The 17,116-nt window shown below is 73.1% G+C and carries 10 protein-coding genes; 6 read left to right on the forward strand and 4 right to left on the reverse strand.

Annotated features, from left to right (window positions below):
• Window positions 1–424 precede the first annotated feature (424 nt).
• Window positions 425–973 carry a MarR family winged helix-turn-helix transcriptional regulator gene (locus FHS38_RS17500; protein WP_184734518.1) on the reverse strand — a complete coding sequence of 183 codons (549 nt, stop codon included), beginning with the start codon at window positions 971–973 and terminating at the stop codon, window positions 425–427.
• A gap of 224 nt (window positions 974–1,197) precedes the next feature.
• Between FHS38_RS17500 and FHS38_RS17505 the strand changes: the two genes are divergently transcribed.
• A complete protein-coding gene (locus tag FHS38_RS17505) occupies window positions 1,198–2,529 on the forward strand; it encodes an MFS transporter (RefSeq protein WP_184734519.1) in 1,332 nt (443 codons plus the stop codon).
• A gap of 101 nt (window positions 2,530–2,630) precedes the next feature.
• Here FHS38_RS17505 and FHS38_RS17510 read toward each other — a convergent pair whose 3' ends face one another.
• Together FHS38_RS17510 and FHS38_RS17515 are read right to left on the reverse strand one after the other, a co-directional pair.
• Complete coding sequence (locus FHS38_RS17510; protein WP_184734520.1) at window positions 2,631–4,418, reverse strand: ATP-binding SpoIIE family protein phosphatase; 1,788 nt, start codon at window positions 4,416–4,418, stop codon at window positions 2,631–2,633.
• Between the two features lie 287 nt (window positions 4,419–4,705).
• On the reverse strand, window positions 4,706–6,049 hold the full coding sequence (locus tag FHS38_RS17515; protein ID WP_184735024.1) for an NAD(P)/FAD-dependent oxidoreductase: 1,344 nt from the start codon (window positions 6,047–6,049) through the stop codon (window positions 4,706–4,708).
• A 401-nt stretch (window positions 6,050–6,450) separates the two neighbouring features.
• Here FHS38_RS17515 and FHS38_RS17520 point away from each other — a divergent pair, with 401 nt between their 5' ends.
• Window positions 6,451–7,188, forward strand: a complete 738-nt coding sequence (locus FHS38_RS17520; RefSeq protein WP_184734521.1) for a TetR/AcrR family transcriptional regulator — start codon at window positions 6,451–6,453, stop codon at window positions 7,186–7,188.
• 905 nt (window positions 7,189–8,093) lie between these two features.
• Complete coding sequence (locus tag FHS38_RS17525; RefSeq protein ID WP_373301844.1) at window positions 8,094–9,791, forward strand: sigma-70 family RNA polymerase sigma factor; 1,698 nt, start codon at window positions 8,094–8,096, stop codon at window positions 9,789–9,791.
• A gap of 281 nt (window positions 9,792–10,072) precedes the next feature.
• Here FHS38_RS17525 and FHS38_RS17530 read toward each other — a convergent pair whose 3' ends face one another.
• Window positions 10,073–12,256 (reverse strand): asparagine synthase-related protein, encoded by a 2,184-nt coding sequence (locus FHS38_RS17530; RefSeq protein ID WP_184734523.1) that lies wholly within the window; start codon window positions 12,254–12,256, stop codon window positions 10,073–10,075.
• A gap of 852 nt (window positions 12,257–13,108) precedes the next feature.
• Here FHS38_RS17530 and FHS38_RS17535 point away from each other — a divergent pair.
• From FHS38_RS17535 to trmB, 3 genes are all read left to right on the forward strand, one after another.
• The gene (locus FHS38_RS17535; RefSeq protein WP_184734524.1) at window positions 13,109–14,617 is read left to right on the forward strand and encodes an NsdA family TPR-like regulatory protein; all 1,509 of its coding nucleotides are present in this window, start codon (window positions 13,109–13,111) and stop codon (window positions 14,615–14,617) included.
• Window positions 14,618–14,969: 352 nt separating this feature from the next.
• Window positions 14,970–16,178 carry an L-2-hydroxyglutarate dehydrogenase gene (gene lhgD, locus FHS38_RS17540; protein WP_184735026.1) on the forward strand — a complete coding sequence of 403 codons (1,209 nt, stop codon included), beginning with the start codon at window positions 14,970–14,972 and terminating at the stop codon, window positions 16,176–16,178.
• Window positions 16,179–16,381: 203 nt separating this feature from the next.
• The gene (gene trmB, locus FHS38_RS17545; RefSeq protein ID WP_221495123.1) at window positions 16,382–17,107 is read left to right on the forward strand and encodes a tRNA (guanosine(46)-N7)-methyltransferase TrmB; all 726 of its coding nucleotides are present in this window, start codon (window positions 16,382–16,384) and stop codon (window positions 17,105–17,107) included.
• Window positions 17,108–17,116 lie beyond the last annotated feature (9 nt).

The raw sequence follows: 17,116 nt of genomic DNA on the forward strand, positions 1-17,116 counted from the left end.
TTTGGCACGCTGTTGAGTTCTCAAGGAACGGACGCTTCCTTTGTACTCACCCTCTCGGGCTTTCCTCCGGGCGCTTCCCTTCGGTATTTCGTGTTTCCAACCTTACCAGATCCGTTTTCCGTTCCGTTTCCGGTTCGGATTTCGTTTCCGGCCCCCTGTTGGAGCGGGGTGTTTCGCGCCTTCCGGCGTGATCACTACTTTAGCGGATTTCCCCCGCGGCTCCTAATCGGAGCCGAGTCACGAATTTCGGCATGCCGAAATCGTTCCCGTTCAAGGGCCGTGCAGTAGAGATTGCCGCCGGTGCGGCGTGAGTGGCTGTCGCAGAACCGTTACGGCCCCGCGGCAACCCGGAGAACATTACGTATCGCCCTGACCCGTGTCAACCCCGGTACGGGCGCCTCCCGTAGGGCCTCTCAGCCGGGGCTCAGTCGAGGTCGCTGAGGCGGCCGCCGGCATCCGGCTGGGCCTCTTCCACGCGGCGGAGCAGCCGGGTCAGCATCTCGCCGAGCTGGCCGCGCTCCTCGCCGGAGAGGTCCTGGAGCAGGTCCTCCTCGAAAACAGTGGCCCTGCGCATGGCCTCCAGCCACTTGCCGCGTCCCTCTTCCGTGATGCCGACGATGACGCGGACGCGGTTGTTCTCGTCACGCTCACGGGTGACGAGGCCTTCCGAGACCATCCGGTCGATCCGGTGGGTCATCGCGGCCGGGGTGAGGCCGAGGCGCTTGGCGAGGTCGCCGGGGCCCATGCGGTAGGGGTCGCCGGCGAGTACGAGGGCCTTGAGGACCTCCCACTCCGCGTTGCTGATGCCGAGCTCGGCGGTCTGGCGCCCGTACGCGACGCTCATGCGCCGGTTGAGCCGACTGAGTGCGGAGACGACCTTCTCCACCTGCGGATCCAGGTCCTGGAACTCGCGCTGGTAGGCGGCGATCTGTTCGTCGAGGCTCGGCTCGGGGGCGCCGGAGGTGTCAGGCATGAGCCGCAGTATGACACGAGGGCTTGCCGTTAAAGACCTTTGATGTGTACTGTTTAGCTTCGAAGTTTAGAGTTGAAGTCTTCAGGGCTGGACTCTCCGCCTCGGACTCCTCTGCTTCGGCAGAACCAGTCAGCACCAAGTCAGTACCTCTTGAACCCCTTACTCCTTCGGACCCCGTGGGCTGCTGCCAGCGGGCTCCGTTCTCTCGACCTAGGTAGGTGAGTGTGACCACCGCGATGGGCGCAGCGCTGCGCCGGATCCAGCTGGGGAACGCGTTGAGTGCGTTCGGCAGCGGCTTTACCGTCCCGTTCCTGTTCATCTATGTGTCTCAGGTGCGGAACCTCGGCGCGAGCACGGCAGGCATCGTGCTCGCGACGTTCGCCGTGGCCGCGCTTGTCGTGCTGCCCTTCGTCGGTCGGGTCATCGACCGACGGGGTCCGCTGCCTGTGGTCGTCGCCGGTACGGTCTCCGCCGCCGTCGGATCGATGGGGCTCGGCCTCGCGAACAGTGAGCCGTTCGTCGTCGCCGCTGCCGCAGCGCTCGGTGCGGGCATCGCGGCGATCCAGCCCGCGCTGGCCACGATGATCGTCTGGTGTTCGACGCCGACCACCCGGTCGCGGGCCTTCGCGACGCAGTTCTTCCTGAACAACCTCGGCCTCGGTGTCGGTGGTCTGCTGGGCGGGCAGCTCGTGGACACGTCGGACCCGTCGAGCTTTGTGCGGCTCTTCGCGATCGAGTCGGTGATGTTCCTGGTGCTGGGTGCCGTGGTGGCGACCGTGCGGCTGCCGAAGGCTCCCAAGGTCGAGGGCGCCGTGCCGACCGACGCGGCGGCCAAGGGCGGCTGGCGGACCCTGCTCAAGGACCGGGCGATGGTCCAGCTGTGCGTGCTGGGCTTCGTGATGTTCTTCGCCTGCTACGGACAGTTCGAGTCGGGGCTCGCCGCCTTCGCGGTGGAGGTCACCCGGATCTCTCCGGCGACGCTGGGTATCGCCCTCGCGGCGAACACGGCGGCCATCGTGCTCGCGCAGTTCGTCGTGCTCAAGATGGTCGAGGGGAAGCGGCGCAGCCGGGTCATCGCGCTGGTCGGCGTCATCTGGACCGTGGCCTGGGTCATGGCCGGGGTCTCCGGGCTCGTGCCCGGGGCGCACGGTGTCGCCACCGCGCTGCTGATCTCGACGTACGCGCTCTTCGGTATAGGGGAGTCGATGCTGTCGCCGACGATGGCTCCGCTGGTGGCGGACCTGGCGCCGGGGCGGCTGGTCGGTCAGTACAACTCGGCCTTCGCTCTGGTGAAGCAGTTGGCGCTGGCGGTGGGCCCGGCCGTGGGCGGTCTGATGGCCGGTGCGGGGATGTACGTCACCTATATAGCGATGCTGGTCGTGTGCTCGCTGGGCATCAGCGTCCTGGCGCTGCGGCTGGGCCGTCGGCTCACCCCGGCACAGGACAACCCCTTGCGGGGGATCATCGTCGCGCGCTCCAAGGCGCCCGAGGGCGCTGCGGCCGGCGAGGTCGCCAAGGGCGCCGACGCGCCGGAGCGGGTGGCCGTGTCCGCGTAGGGCTCATTCGTTCGCACCGCGCCTGTGGCCCCGGAACTCGACGTTCCAGGGGCCGCAGGCGCTTTGTCGTGCCCGGCTGTCGGTCGGATCCGCTCCGCTGGTCATGACGTGTGTCCGGCGGGGAGGGCGAACTCGCACCAGACGGCCTTGCCGCCGCCGGGTGTGCGGCGGGAGCCCCAGGAGGAGGCGATGGTGGCGACGATCGAGATCCCGCGGCCCGCTTCGTCGGCGGGCTCGGCCCGGCGGCGGCGCGGGAGGTGGTCGTCGCCGTCGGTGACCTCGATGATCAGCCGGCGGTCGGTGCGGCGCATGCGCAGCCGCATCGGGGGTGTGCCGTGCTGGAGGGAATTGGCGACGAGCTCGCTCGCGGCCAGGACGCCCAGGTCGCGCAGCTCGGTGGGGAAGCGCCAACTGGCCAGGACGCCCGAGGCGAAGGCACGCGCGCGTGGCGCGGCCTCGACGCCGCCGAGCAGCTCCAGCGCGGCGTTGTGGAAGAGCTCGGCGTCGTGGCCCGTTCGGGCTGGGTGCTGGAGGACGAGGACGGCGACGTCGTCGTCGTGGTCGGCGGTCACTCCGAGGGCACGGATGAGCCGGTCGCACATGACCTGGGGTGAGCCGGTGGCGCCGGAGAAGGCGCGCTCCAGGGCTTCGACGCCGTCGTAGATGTCTTCGTCGCGCCGCTCGACGAGGCCGTCCGTATAGAGGACGGCGCTGGAGCCGGGGCCGAGGGGCACGGTGCCCGAGGTGTGCAGCCAGCCGCCGGTGCCCAGCGGGGGGCCGGTGGGCTCGGCGGCGCGGCGGACGGTGCCGTCGGGGTCGCGGACGAGGATGGGGAGGTGCCCGGCGGAGGCGTAGACGAGCCGGCCCTCGTTGGGGTCGTGGACGGCGTAGACGCAGGTGGCGATCTGGCTGGGGTCGATTTCGGTGGCGAGGCCGTCGAGCAGTTGCAGGACCTCGTGGGGTGGCAGGTCGAGGCGGGCGTAGGCCCGGACGGCCGTGCGGAGCTGGCCCATGACGGCGGCGGCGCGGACGCCGCGGCCCATGACGTCTCCGATGACGAGGGCGGTGCGCCCGGCGCCGAGGGTGATGACGTCGTACCAGTCGCCGCCGACGGCGGCGTCCTTGCCGCCGGGTTGGTAGGTGGCGGCGACGCGGAGGTCGTCGGGCTGTTCGAGCTCCTGGGGGAGCAGGCTGCGCTGGAGGGTGACGGCGGCCTCGCGCTGCTGGCGCTCGCTGGCGCGCAGCCGCTCGGCGGCCTCGACCTGGTCGGTGACGTCGGCGGCGAAGACGAGGACGCCCGGCTGGGTGGCTTCCGTGCCGTCGGGGCCGTGGGCGGCGTCGCGGGTGCCGATTTCGATCGGGGAGCAGGTGAACGTGTAGTAGCCGTGCCGGGGACGGGTGGCGGGGTCCGGGTCGGCGTCGGTGGGCGTGGGCGCCTCGGCGGCGGGGTTGACGGTGCCGTCGGCGGAGACGCGGCGGGACTTGACCGTACGGGGTTTGCCGCTGCGCAGGACTTGGTCCATGAGGGGGAGCAGGCCGAGCTCGGCCAGCTCGGGGAGGGCCTCGCGGGCGGGTGCGCCCGTGGTGCGGGGGCCGAAGAGGGCTGCGTAGGCGGTGTTGACGTAGGCAATGCGGTGGTCGGGGCCGTGCACGAGGGCGACGAGGGCCGGGACCTGGCCGAGGATGTCGTGGACGGAGAGCCCGTCGAGGGTGGGGACGGGGCTGTCGGGCGCGGGTGCGCCGGCCGGGGTGGTCTCGACGCGGGCGGCGGGCACGGCGCCGCCGGTCGTGGCGGCCGTGGTCGACGAGGGTGCGGCGGTGCGGTCGGTGCGCGCTGCGGCTCGGCGCTGCGTTCCGGGGAGCCGGGCGCTCCAGCGGGTGAAGTTCACTGAGGATTACCTCGCGGAGTCGTTCCGGACCAGCTCGGCCGGCTCGGCGGCGTCCTGCGGCTCAGCCGCTGGCTGAGCCGCGCGCCCGGCACGGGGCTGCGGTTGGCGGTGCGGGGGCCGGCCCCCGAGGTAAGGCAGCAAACGTCCGAATCCTCACGCTTGTCACTCTTCGCAGGTACGAGCCCACCCATGGTCACATGACCAGTGTGGCCGACCGGACTGACATCCGTGAGACGTCGCGCCCCGAGGGGGAGTTCCCGGTGCCGTGCGGGGCCGTGCGGCGCGCCTCAACTCGCCTCCGGATGGCGTCCGGTGCCCGCGGCGAGTTCGAATTCGGCACGGGGGTGTTCCAGCGAGCCGAGCGAGACGATCTCGCGTTTGAAGAGGCCCGCGAGGGTCCATTCGGCGAGGACACGCGCCTTGCGGTTGAAGGTGGGGACCCGGCTGAGGTGGTAGGCGCGGTGCATGAACCAGGCGGGGTAGCCCTTGAGCTTCTTGCCGTAGACGTGGGCGACGCCCTTGTGGAGGCCCAGGGAGGCCACGGAGCCGACGTACTTGTGCCGGTATTCCAGGAGCGGTTCGCCGCGCAGGGAGGCGAGCACGTTGCGGGCGAGGACCTTGGCCTGGCGGACGGCGTGCTGGGCGTTGGGCGCGCACTCGGTGCCGGGTTTCTCGGCGGTGAGGTCCGGGACGGCGGCCGCGTCGCCCGCGGCCCAGGCGTGTTCGGCGCCGTCCACCTGGAGGGCGGCGGTGCACTTGAGGCGGCCGCGCTCGTTGAGGGGCAGGTCGGTGGCGGCGAGGATCGGGTGCGGCTTGACGCCGGCGGTCCACACGAGGGTGCGGGTGGGGAAGCGGGAGCCGTCGCTGAGCTGGGCGACGCGGTGTTCGCAGGAGTCGAGGCGGGTGTCGAGGCGGACGTCGATGTTGCGGGCGCGTAGCTCGCGGACGGCGTACTTGCCCATCTCCTCGCCGACTTCGGGGAGGATCCGGCCGGTGGCCTCGACCAGGATGAACTTCAGGTCGTCGGGCTCGAGGTTGTGGTAGTACCGGGCGGCGTAGCGGGCCATGTCCTCCAGCTCGGCGAGCGCTTCCACGCCCGCGTAGCCGCCGCCGACGAAGACGAAGGTCAGGGCGGCGTCGCGGACCGCGGGGTCGCGGGTGGAGGAGGCGATGTCCAGCTGTTCGAGCACGTGGTTGCGCAGACCGATGGCTTCCTCGACGGTCTTGAAGCCGATGCCGAACTCGGCGAGGCCGGGGACCGGGAGGGTGCGGGAGACGGAGCCCGGGGCGAGGATCAGCTCCTCGTAGTGGACTTCGACGGCTCCGGTGCCCTCCTCGTGGGTGGCGAGCGTCTTGATCGTCGCGGTGCGCTTCGCGTGGTCGATGGAGGTGACCTCGCCGACGACGACCTGGCATTTGGGCAGGGTGCGGCGCAGGGGGACCACGACGTGCCGCGGCGAGATGGAGCCGGCCGCGGCTTCGGGGAGGAACGGCTGGTAGGTCATGTAGGGCTCGGGGTCGATCACCATGACCGTCGCCTCGTCCCGTTTGAGCTTCCGCTGGAGGCGCAGCGCGGTGTACATCCCTACGTAGCCGCCGCCGACAACCAGAATGCGCGCCGGTTCCTTCACCAAGGCCCCTCCTCGCGTGTGGCCCGGCCCGAGGGTCGTCCGGCCGGGGTGCCGGGTCCCCCCGGCCGAGCACAGCTCCTCCCATGACGCACTGCCGACGGGAGTTTGTCCACAGGCCCGGCGAATTGTGTGACCGGCCGCGGAGCTGATCCCTCCAGGGGGAGTGGCGCATTCCGTGGGGAAAGTCCCCAGGTCAGGGGGGATGCGGTGGGGTGCCGCAGTGGTGCAGAATCGACGGGGATGGGGGCCGTACTCCAAATGGGGGTGGCCTGTGCGGAACTACCCCCTTCTTTCTTGACCGGGGCTCAACTATGTTCGTACTCCGTCGGGGTGTCGAGACGTGCCCCGGCAGTCAGGGCGGGGAGTCTCCGGGGGGAGACGTCATAACCGGGGGAAGTCTTATGCACATTCAGAGCTCTCATTGGTCGGCTGCTGTCGCGACGCCGGACGGCAATGGTGGCCGCAACACGCCGCTGCGTGTGGATGCTCAGCGCAATCTCGAACATGTTCTGCGAGCGGCTCGCGAGGTCTTCGGCGAGCTGGGGTACGGGGCGCCGATGGAGGACGTGGCGCGCCGGGCCCGGGTGGGTGTGGGGACGGTCTACCGCCGCTTCCCCAGCAAGGACGTCCTCGTACGGCGGATAGCCGAGGAGGAGACGGCGCGGCTGACCGAGCAGGCGCGGACGGCGCTGGGCCAGGAGGACGAGCCGTGGTCGGCGCTGTCCCGGTTCCTGCGCACGTCGGTGGCCTCGGGCGCCGGGCGGCTGCTGCCGCCGCAGGTGCTGCGGGTCGGCGTCGACGTGGACTCCGAGGAGCCGACGGCGCGGGTCCCGCAGCAGCGTCAGCCGGGCGCCACCGGGGGCCAGTTGCACGAGCTGCGGCTGGTCGAGCAGCGGCCCGTGGTGGTCGAGGACCGCGAGGACTCGGGTGCGGCGGCGCTGCTGGAGGTCGTCGGCCGACTGGTCGACCGGGCGCGGGCGGCGGGTGAGCTGCGGGCGGATGTGACGGTCGCGGACGTCCTGCTGGTCATAGCCACGGCAGCTCCTTCGCTGCCGGACGCGGCTCAGCAGGCCGCGGCGTCCTCGCGGCTGCTGGACATCCTGCTGGAGGGTCTCCGGTCCCGTCCGGCCGTCGGTTAGTTCTCCGGTTTCCGGGTCGGCGCCTGTCCGGGTCGGCCCGGGGCCGTAGGTCCCGACAGCCGTTGAGGATCCGGCCTCGGTCGGGTCATTGCGGGGAAGGGCGGGCAGTCCGTTCGGGCTGGCGTCCAGTTCTTGCGGCTTCCGCGCCTCTTGCGGTTCTTGGCTCGGGCGTACGCCCGAACGGGTGGGGGATGTTCGGAAAGGCTTCCTCGTTCGGGTGACGGCGAGTGGTCCTGTGTGCGAACTCGCCCCGGACGAGTGGTTGCCGGTCCGGGTGGGGTCGTTGCGGTGTGCTCTGTGCCACGCTGGCCCGATGTTCGGGTGTGCCTGCGTGTACGGGAGCCTCCGCTATGGGCGTTGACGGGCGGGACGATCCTCGCGGGGACGAGCATGCGGGTGCGCTTCCGGCGCGTCATGTGCCCAGCCAACGCGGTCCGTCCGCTGTCGGCCGGTCCGCTCCTGGTCCGGCCGCCGCCGATCCGTCGGTCCCCAGGCAGGGTGGTTCCGGCCCTACTGCTTCCGGCCCTGCTGCTTCCAGCCCGGACGCTTCCAGCCCGGCTGCTCCCCGTCGGGAGGCTTCCCACCTGGACGCCTCCAGCCCGGACGGGCGATCTGGCATCCGCTCCTCTCGCGGCCGGTCTCGTGGAGCCCCCTCGCACAGGGCCCCTTCTCGTGGCGTTCCGGGACTCGGTGGCGGACGTCGTGGCGCTGCCGGGCGGGATGGCGGGCAGGGTGGCGCCGACCGTGACGCCGATCGTCGTGATGCCTCCGTCGGCGGTGCTTCGGGCGATGGTTCGGCGGGCGGCTCCGGCCCCGGGGGAGGTTCCGGAGGCGGTTTCGAGGGGCGCGGCGCATCGGACGGCGACGGTGCCGCCCCTCCGTCGGACACCGAGTTGGTGGCGCGGATGCGCGCCGGTGACAGTGGCGCGTACGAGGAGCTGTACCGCCGGCACGCGGACGCGATCCGCCGGTACGCCCGCAGTTGCTGCCGTGACGACCACACCGCCGAGGACCTCACCAACGAGGTCTTCACCAGCACGTTGCAGGCGGTCCGGGGCGGCGCGGGCCCGGACACGGCGGTGCGCGCGTATCTGCTGACCACCGTCCGGCGGGTCGCCGCGGCCTGGGGGAAGACGGCCAAGCGGGAGCAGTTGGTCGAGGACTTCGCGGTCTTCGCCTCGTCGGCGGTCCGGGCGTCCAGGGCCTCGGACGACGACACGCTCGACCTGGGCGCGGATGTGCGGGCCATGCGCGAGGCCGAGGAGTCCATGGCCGTGCAGGCGTTCCGCAGCCTGCCGGCGCGCTGGCAGACGGTGCTGTGGCACACCACGGTCGAGGAGGAGTCGCCGAGCCAGGTAGCTCCGCTGCTCGGGCTGACCGCCAACGCGACGGCGGTGCTCGCCCACCGGGCGCGCGAGGGCTTGAAGCAGGCCTATCTGCAGGCCCACGTGAGCACGCAGCTGACCTCGGGCGGCGACTGCGCCCGGTACGCGGACCGGCTCGGCGCGTATGCGCGCGGGGGCCTTCGGCTGCGGGCCGAGCGGGGGCTGCGCAAACATCTGGAGGACTGCGCGAACTGCCGTACGGCGGCGCTGGAGGTCGCGGACGTCAACGAACGGCTGCACACGCTGCTGCCGGTCGCGGTCATCGGGTGGTTCGCCGCCGGGTACACGGTCAAGGCCATCGCCGGGCTGGCGGTGGGTGCCGCCGGGGCCGGTACGGCCGCGGGTGCGGGGGTCGCGACCGCCGCGAGCGGGGGTGCGGCGGGTTCCGGCGCGGGGGGTGCGGCCGCGAGCGAGGGGCTGGGCGTGCCCGCGAAGATCGGCATCGCCGCCGGGGCGGTGGCCGCGGCGGGTGCCGTGGTCACGTACGCCCTGACGGGCAGTTCCCCCGAGCCACCGGAGAAGCCCCGCGCCAAGGCATCGGCCGCCCCGGTGTCACCCGCTCCGCAGCCGACACCTACGCCGTCGCCCTCCCCGTCCTCGCCTCCGCCGCCGGACCCGAAGCCCCTGGCCGCTCCCCCGAAGCCCGTGGTCCCCGCACCGACGCCGCCCTCGGCCCCGCCGCCGTCGCCGGAGCCGAAACGGCCGTCTCCCGCGCCCAGTCCTCCACCGCGGCCCTCCCCCACCCCTCCGCCACCGTCGGAGCCCGCCCCGGCGCCCCTCCCCCCGGCCGTCTACCAGGTCAATCAGCTCGCCTACCGCGGTGTCGGCGACGGTACGAAGCCGGAGGTGCGGCTCCTGGAGAGCAGCTGGCTGTGGCAGCGCTACGGGATGCGGATCGGCGGCACGACGTACCGCCACGGCGTGAGCGTGCACGCGGCATCGTCGGTGACCATCGACCTGAACCGTTCCTGTACGTCCTACGACGCCATGGTGGGCGTGGACGACATGACCCTCGGTCTCGGCGCGGTCCGGTTCTCCGTCTACGCGGACGGCCTGCGGCTGTGGAGTTCGGGCGTGGTGCGGGGTGGGGAGGCGGCGGTGCCGGTCCACGCGCCGCTGTCGGGCCACCGGACCATCCGGCTGGTCGTCCAACCGCAGTCCCCCGGCGACCGGGTGGCGGTCGCGGACTGGGCGCAGGCCGGTATCAGCTGCGCATAGCCGCAGGCGGCGGTACCCGCGGCAGGCGGTGCGGGGACGGCGCAGCCGTAGGTACCGCCCGGGTGGATCCGGCGGTTCCCGGCGCGGGTCGGCGCGGCAGCGCACGGCGCGACGGCCAAGCGCCGGCCCGCCACGGAAGCCACTGCGGAAAGCCACTACGGAGACCGGCTGGTCACCTGTGTGCGTTCAGCCCCGAAGCGGCCGGGCGTCGGACCGGTCGGTCCGTACCGACACGTCTGCTCGGGCCCTGCCCGGTCCGCCAGGGCGGCCGGGTCCGCCCCTCACAGGCTCGGTCTCGGCACCACGCCGCCCGCCACCGCCCGCTGCCGGGGCGCCGCCGATCCCGTCCAGCAGGTGCCGCGCCGCGCGAGCAGGCGGCGCAGCCAGATCTCCGTCGAGACCAGCTCCGCCAGGCCGTCCAGCGGCAGTGCTTCGCCTTCGGCCGCCGCGTGGAGTGCGGCCCGTACGACCCTGGCCTCGATCAGCCCGGCGTCGGCGAGCAGGGGCGCGGCGAAGAGCTCCATCAGCGGCTCCACGGACGCCCGGAGTCCCGCCCGTGCCGCCGCCGCGTGGGCGGCGTGGGAGGTGGCGCCCCACCCCGGGGGCAGTTCGCGGACGCCGGAGCCCGCGAGGACGGCGCGCAGGACCGAGGCGCGTGCCCCCGGCTGGACGCGGAGGGCCTCGGGGAGCGCGCGGCAGGCCCGTACGACCTGGTTGTCGAGGAAGGGGGCGTGGAGGCGCTGGCTGCGGATCTCCGCGGCCTGTTCGAAGACGCGGTGGTCGGCCGCGTGGCGGGCGAGTGCGGCGGCGGCGCGGCGTTCGCCGGGGCGTTGCATGAGTCCTGTCGGCCGGACCGCGGCGGCCTGGAGGCGAACCGATACTTCGGCGAGGGCCTCGCCCGTGAGCCAGCGCGCGGCGGGCCCGGGCCGGCACCAGGTGAGGGCGGCCAGTGAGGCGTCGACGGCACCGACGGCGCCTCCCGTGGCCGCCTCGTCGGCCTGGTGCGACCCGGCGAAGCCGGGGCGGAGCAGACGGCCGGCGAGCTCCTCCAGGCCTTCGCGGTAGGACGTGCGGGCCAGTCGGCGGGCGGCGCGGTAGACGGTGAAGGGCACGAAGAGGGACTGCGCGGTGGACCCGTCGGCGCGTGCGAGGGCCGAGACGGGTCTCAGGAGGTGGCGCCGCCGCCGGTCCATCAGCAGATCGGCCAGGCGGGCGGGGTGCGCGTCCAGCACCTGGCGGGCGCCGTGGCCGACGAGGTGGTCCGCGCTGCCCGCCGCCAGCCGGTGCCGGTGCCGCTCGGCGGTGACGAGGGCGGGGCCGGGTTCGTCGGTGAGCGGGCCGCTGCTCAGGTCGGCGTACGGGAGGGCTTCCGTGCCCGCCGCGACGACGACGTGGCGGAGCCGGGGGTTGGCGGCGATGGCGTGGGCGCGGGCGAGCTCGGCCTCACGCGGCCGGCCGGCCTCCGCGGCGAGGTCGTTGAAGGTCACGGCGAGCAGCCGCTCGCCCGCGCCCGAGCCGAGGCCCGGGGGCGTGCCGGGCATGCCGGGCAGCCCGGCGGCGAGCAGCGCCAGCGTCGCGGAGGCGCTGCCGCCGGAGAGGTCGGCGCCGATCCCGGCGGCCGGGGCGCCGCGCGCGGCGCGGCGCTGCGCGGGCCCCATGCCGGGTACGGGGCCGGGGTCGAGGTCTCCGAAGCCGTGCTCCGGTGCGTGGCGAGGGGCGGCGAGCCGGGTCCGTACGGCCTCGACGAGGGCGTCCCGTACGCCCTCGACCGCTCGGTCGGCGGCGAGTTGGGGTGCGGCGACGGCGAGGGAGGCCATGGGTTCGTAGCCGGAGATGTCCCGGGCGCCGTCGCGCAGGATCAGCGCGTGGCCGGGCGGTACGCGGCGGACCCCTCTGTAGGGGGTGCTGTCGCCCAGGGCTTCGGGTGAGTCGGGGAGGGCGAGCAGTGCGGCGAGGTGGCCGACGTCGAGCTGTGCCTCGATGAGGTCGGCGAGGGGCAGGGCGGCGGTGGCGTAGGCCGTGCCGCCGGCCCAGGCGGTGTGGAAGACGGGCCGGGCGCCGGCCAGGTCCCCGGCGATGGTGACGCGCCGGCCGACCTGGGCGACGGCGGTGTAGCTGCCGGGCCAGGCGGTGAGGTGTCTCAGGGCGCCGCCGCGGGCGGCGAGGAGGCCCACGCGCAGCTCCTCGTCACTCGCGCCGCAGCGGCCCAGGACGGCGAGGCGGGTGGCGGGGTCGTCCCGGACGACGCGCACCTCGTCGGGTCTCCAGTCGCCGACGGCCCAGAGGGGGCCGGGGTCGCCCCACAGCAGCTGGGCGCCGACGGGGTGGACCATGGGCGTACCCGGGCCGTCGGGGCGATCGGGGCGGCTGGAATGATCAAGGCCCGGGGAATCGATGCCGGAGTACGCGGCGGCGCGCGGACCGGTCCCGGCGGCGGTGCTGCTCCACCCCACCAACCAGCGCATTGCCGCCTCCACAGGCTGTGGACAAACAACCGACAGCAGTCATCATGCACAGTGAGCCACTGGTTGCGACATCGAAACAGGCAACACATCGGTCGCGTTCCGTCCCTCAACTCGCCTGATAGCAGGGTGAAGTGGCGTGCCGAAGCCTCGCTCGTAGCGTGCATGCGGATTCATGCTGCCACGGGCGACTGACACCGGCCGGGATCGACTTCCCGGACTTGGGTGGCGTGGCGGGCCGGGGCGCACGGCGGGGGGCGACGGGCCGGTGCGAGGCACGCGGGCCGGGGTGGGCGACATCCGGCACGCACGCGTGGATGCCCGGAACGCCCTTACGCACGCGTGGAGTTAGCACTGCCCCGTATCGCGAGGGCGCCATGACGCGTACGCCGTCCCGGTGGCATCACGCGCGGCCACGGAAGCCTCAACGGCCGGGCATACGCTCGAATCAGGCCAAACTCCGGCCGTCCGCTTCAAGGGGGCGCACTCGCGCAGTGCTTCCGCCCGTACGTCCCTGAACGTCACAGTCCGGGAGGCGCTGACCGCCTCCCGGACCGTTCCGCCGCCCGCGGGGAATGAGGCGGCGGCTTCCCCCAGCCCACTGGATCCAGTACAGCGGGCCAACCCACGCATGTTCCATGGAAGCGCTCCCGCAATGGCCCGGACCAGAGCGCACGGGTGGGCGCACGGCCACACACAACCGGAGCACGTGCCCCTCAATGCACGTACATGCGGACCAGAATCTCGCCATCCGGGACAACGCCCCTTAACGGTAGGGATGCGGGGAACTACGCTGGGTTTACGAATGCCCCGTGCCTATGCCGGGGCGGGCGTCGCTGTTGTCGAGGGGTGCGCATGTCCAGGGAGCCACGCGGGCCGAACGAGAAGCTGGGCACCGTCCTCGCCCTCGCAGGGATCAGCAACGCCGGTCTCGCGCGCAGGGTCAACGACCTCGGTGCGCAGCGGGGATTGACGCTTCGCTACGACAAGACGTCGGTCGCCAGGTGGGTTTCCAAGGGAATGGTGCCGCAGGGCGCCGCGCCGCACCTGATCGCCGCCGCGATCGCCGGCAAGCTCGGCCGCCCGGTGCCGCTGCACGAGATCGGGCTCGCGGACGCCGATCCCGCGCCCGAGGTCGGGCTCTCCTTTCCGCGCGATGTCGGCCAGGCGGTGCGCTCCGCCACGGAGCTCTACAGGCTGGATCTCGCCGGTCGGCGCGGTGGAGGGGGTATTTGGCAGAGCCTGGCGGGATCGTTCGCCGTCAGCGCGTACGCCACGCCCGCGTCCCGCTGGCTGATATCCCCCACCGACGCCTCGGTCGCACGCGAGGCCCCGGCCGCGGCCAAGGACGGTGAGCCGTCCGCGAACGGCACCGGAAGCACCAACGGCAACGGCACCTCGGGGGGCGGCGGCCACGGCGGCGGCGGCACGGACGGCGGTTTACCCCAGCGGGTGGGCCACAGCGACGTGGCCAAGCTGCGGGAGGCGGCGGACGACGCCCGCCGGTGGGACTCCAAGTACGGCGGCGGTGACTGGCGTTCGTCGATGGTGCCCGAGTGCCTGCGGGTGGACGCGGCGCCCCTGCTGCTCGGTTCGTACAGCGACGAGGTGGGGCGCGCCCTGTTCGGGGCCACCGCCGAACTGACCCGGCTCGCCGGGTGGATGGCCTTCGACACGGGCCAGCAGGAGGCCGCGCAGCGCTACTACATCCAGGCGCTGCGGCTGGCCCGCGCGGCCGCCGACGTGCCGCTGGGCGGCTATGTGCTGGCCTCGATGAGCCTCCAGGCCACGTACCGCGGCTTCGCCGACGAGGGCGTGGACCTCGCCCAGGCGGCCCTGGAGCGCAACCGCGGTCTGGCCACCGCCCGCACGATGAGCTTCTTCCGTCTGGTCGAGGCGCGCGCCCAGGCGAAGGCGGGGGACGCCCAGGCCTGCGCGGCCGCGCTCAAGGCCGCGGAGGGATGGCTGGAGCGGGCGCGCTCGGGCGACGCCGACCCGCCCTGGCTGGACTTCCACTCCCAGGAGCGCTTCGCGGCCGACGCCGCCGAGTGCTACCGCGATCTGCGGATGCCCCGGCAGGTCCAGCGCTTCACCGAGCAGGCGCTGGCCCGGCCGACGGAGGAGTTCGTGCGCTCGCACGGGCTGCGGCTGGTGGTGTCGGCGGTCGCGGAGCTGGAATCGGGCAATCTGGACGCGGCATGCGCGGCGGGCACGCGGGCGGTGGAGGTCGCGGGGCGGATCTCCTCGGCGCGGACGACCGAGTACGTACGGGACCTGCTGCACCGGCTGGAGCCGTACGGGGACGAGCCGCGGGTCGTCGAGCTGCGGGAGCGGGCGCGGCCGCTGCTGGTGGCGCCGGCGTGACGGTGGCGGTGCGGGCTCTGTGGTCCGCTCCCCGCTGCGCGGTGGTGTCCTCCGGGCGGGCTGAACGGCTGAGCCCAGCCCGATCAAGCCCCTGGGGGCACCCCCAGCGGTAGCTGGGGGAGATTGAGGACGCGCCCGCAGGGTGCCCGCCGGCGGCAACACGGCCCGCAGCCGGAGATCCGCCGGACAGGCAAGGGCATTCCTGGCAATCCCCGCTGGTGAAGCCCCCCATCCGCTCGGGTTTCGAGCCGTTGTCAGTGGCGCAGGTCATGATGGGGACCGTGGGTGAGGCGCTGAGGGGTGCCGAGTGTTCCGGTGCCGGCTGTTCCGGGGAGCGCGGGGAGGTGACGTGGTGACGGCGTACGACTGCGATGTGCTGGTGGTCGGGGGCGGGATCGTGGGGCTGTCCACGGCGTACGCGATCACGCGGGCTGCGCCCGGCACGAAGGTCATCGTGCTGGAGAAGGAGTCCGGGCCCGCGCGGCACCAGACCGGGCGCAACAGCGGAGTGATCCACAGCGGGATCTATTACCGCCCGGGGTCGTTCAAGGCGCGGTTCGCGGTGCAGGGCGCGGCGGAGATGGTGAAGTTCTGCGCCGAGTACGACCTGCCGCACGAGGTGACCGGCAAGCTGATCGTCGCCACGGACCACGCGGAGCTGCCGAGGCTGCACGCCCTGGCCCAGCGCGGCCGGGAGAACGGCATCCCGGTGCGGGAGCTGGGCCGCGCCCAGATAGCGGAGTACGAGCCGCGGGTACGCGGCATCGGCGCCATCCACGTCGGCACGACGGGCGTGTGCGACTACGGCGCGGTGGCCGCCCGGCTCGCCGGCCTGGCGGAGGACGCCGGGGCGTCGGTGCGGTTCGGGGCCGAGGTGCGGATCATCGGGCGGCGCCCCGGGGCGGTCGCGGTGCGTACGGCCGGGGACGAGGTGCTGCGCGCCCGAGTGCTGGTTAATTGCGCGGGCCTCTACAGCGACCGCGTGGCCCGGCTGGCGGGCGACGACCCGGGCATGCGGATCGTCCCCTTCCGCGGTGAGTACTTCGAGCTGGCCCCGTCCCGCGCCGACCTGGTGCGCGGTCTGGTCTATCCCGTCCCGGACCCGGCGTTCCCCTTCCTCGGCGTCCATCTCACCCGCGGCATCGACGGCACCGTCCACCTGGGGCCGAACGCGGTCCCGGCGCTGGCCCGCGAGGGGTACGCCCGGGGGACCGTGCACCCCGGCGAGCTGGCGGGGACCCTGGCCTACCCCGGGTCCTGGCGCATAGCCCGCCGCCACTGGCGGTACGGCGCGGGCGAGGTGCGACGCTCGCTGTCCAAGCGCGCCTTCGCGAACGAGGTGCGCAGGCTGCTGCCGGACGTGACCGAGGCCGACCTGATACCGGCCCCGGCGGGGGTGCGCGCCCAGGCGGTCCTGCGGGACGGCACGCTGGTGGACGACTTCCTGTTCGCGGAGTCGCACCGGATGGTGCACGTATTGAACGCACCCTCTCCGGCGGCGACGGCGTCGCTGCCGATCGGCCGGGAGGTAGCCCGGAGGGCGCTGGCGGCGATGGGGTGAGAATTGACCGTCGGGCTGGTCATCAGTGGCCCCCGCCGGGTGGCCCGCGCGGTGAGAATCCTTGACCCCACCGCCCCCTGACTCCCCCCTGTCCTCACCCTTTCCGCCGTCCGCCCCACCCCCCGTAGAATCGAACCACTGTGTCCGAGAACCTCACCTCCCCAGAAGCCGACGTCCAGCCCGGTCGTGACCGGCGCGAGCCGATGTTCCCCGGCGGCCCCGCCGCCGACCCGGCGGGCTCGCACCACGAACGCCGCATCCGCTCGTTCCAGCCGCGCCGCAGCCGGGTGACCACCGGCCAGGGCGACGCGCTGCGCCGCCTGTGGTCGCGGTGGGGCCTGGACATCGACGGCCTGCGCCCCCTCGACCTCGGCGAGCTGTTCGGCGACCCGAACCTGCCGGTGGTCCTGGAGATCGGCTTCGGCATGGGCGAGGCCACGGCCCAGATGGCGGCCGCCGACCCCGGCACCGGCATCCTGGCCTGCGACGTGCACACCCCCGGCCAGGGCAACCTGCTCGGCCTGGCCGAGCGGAACGGCCTGAACAACGTCCGGGTCGCGAACGGCGACGCGATCATCCTGCTCCGCGAGATGCTCGCCCCCGACTCCCTCGCCGGCATCCGCGTCTACTTCCCGGACCCGTGGCCGAAGGCGCGGCACCACAAGCGCCGTCTGATCCAGCCGGAGTTCCTCGCGCTCGCCGCGACCCGTCTGGCGCCTGGTGCGCTGCTGCACTGCGCGACCGACTGGGAGCCGTACGCCGAGCAGATGCTCGAGGTCCTCACCGCCAGCCCCGACTTCGAGAACACCCACCCCGACGGCGGCTTCGCCCCGCGCCCCGAGTTCCGTCCGCTGACGCGGTTCGAGGGCCAGGGCCTGGACAAGGGCCACGTCGTGCACGACCTGCTGTTCCGCCGCAAGGCGTCGTAGGTACCGGCG

It is taken from the genome of Streptomyces netropsis (assembly GCF_014203545.1).
Taxonomy (GTDB): domain Bacteria; phylum Actinomycetota; class Actinomycetes; order Streptomycetales; family Streptomycetaceae; genus Streptomyces; species Streptomyces netropsis.

Coding starts and splice junctions, on each gene's coding strand:
- FHS38_RS17520 (WP_184734521.1), top strand. CDS start 6,451: ATGCACATTCAGAGCTCTCATTGGTCGGCTGCTGTCGCGACGCCGGAC.
- FHS38_RS17500 (WP_184734518.1), bottom strand. CDS start 973: ATGCCTGACACCTCCGGCGCCCCCGAGCCGAGCCTCGACGAACAGATC.
- trmB (WP_221495123.1), top strand. CDS start 16,382: ATGTTCCCCGGCGGCCCCGCCGCCGACCCGGCGGGCTCGCACCACGAA.
- FHS38_RS17535 (WP_184734524.1), top strand. CDS start 13,109: ATGTCCAGGGAGCCACGCGGGCCGAACGAGAAGCTGGGCACCGTCCTC.
- FHS38_RS17525 (WP_373301844.1), top strand. CDS start 8,094: ATGCGCGCCGGTGACAGTGGCGCGTACGAGGAGCTGTACCGCCGGCAC.
- FHS38_RS17530 (WP_184734523.1), bottom strand. CDS start 12,256: ATGCGCTGGTTGGTGGGGTGGAGCAGCACCGCCGCCGGGACCGGTCCG.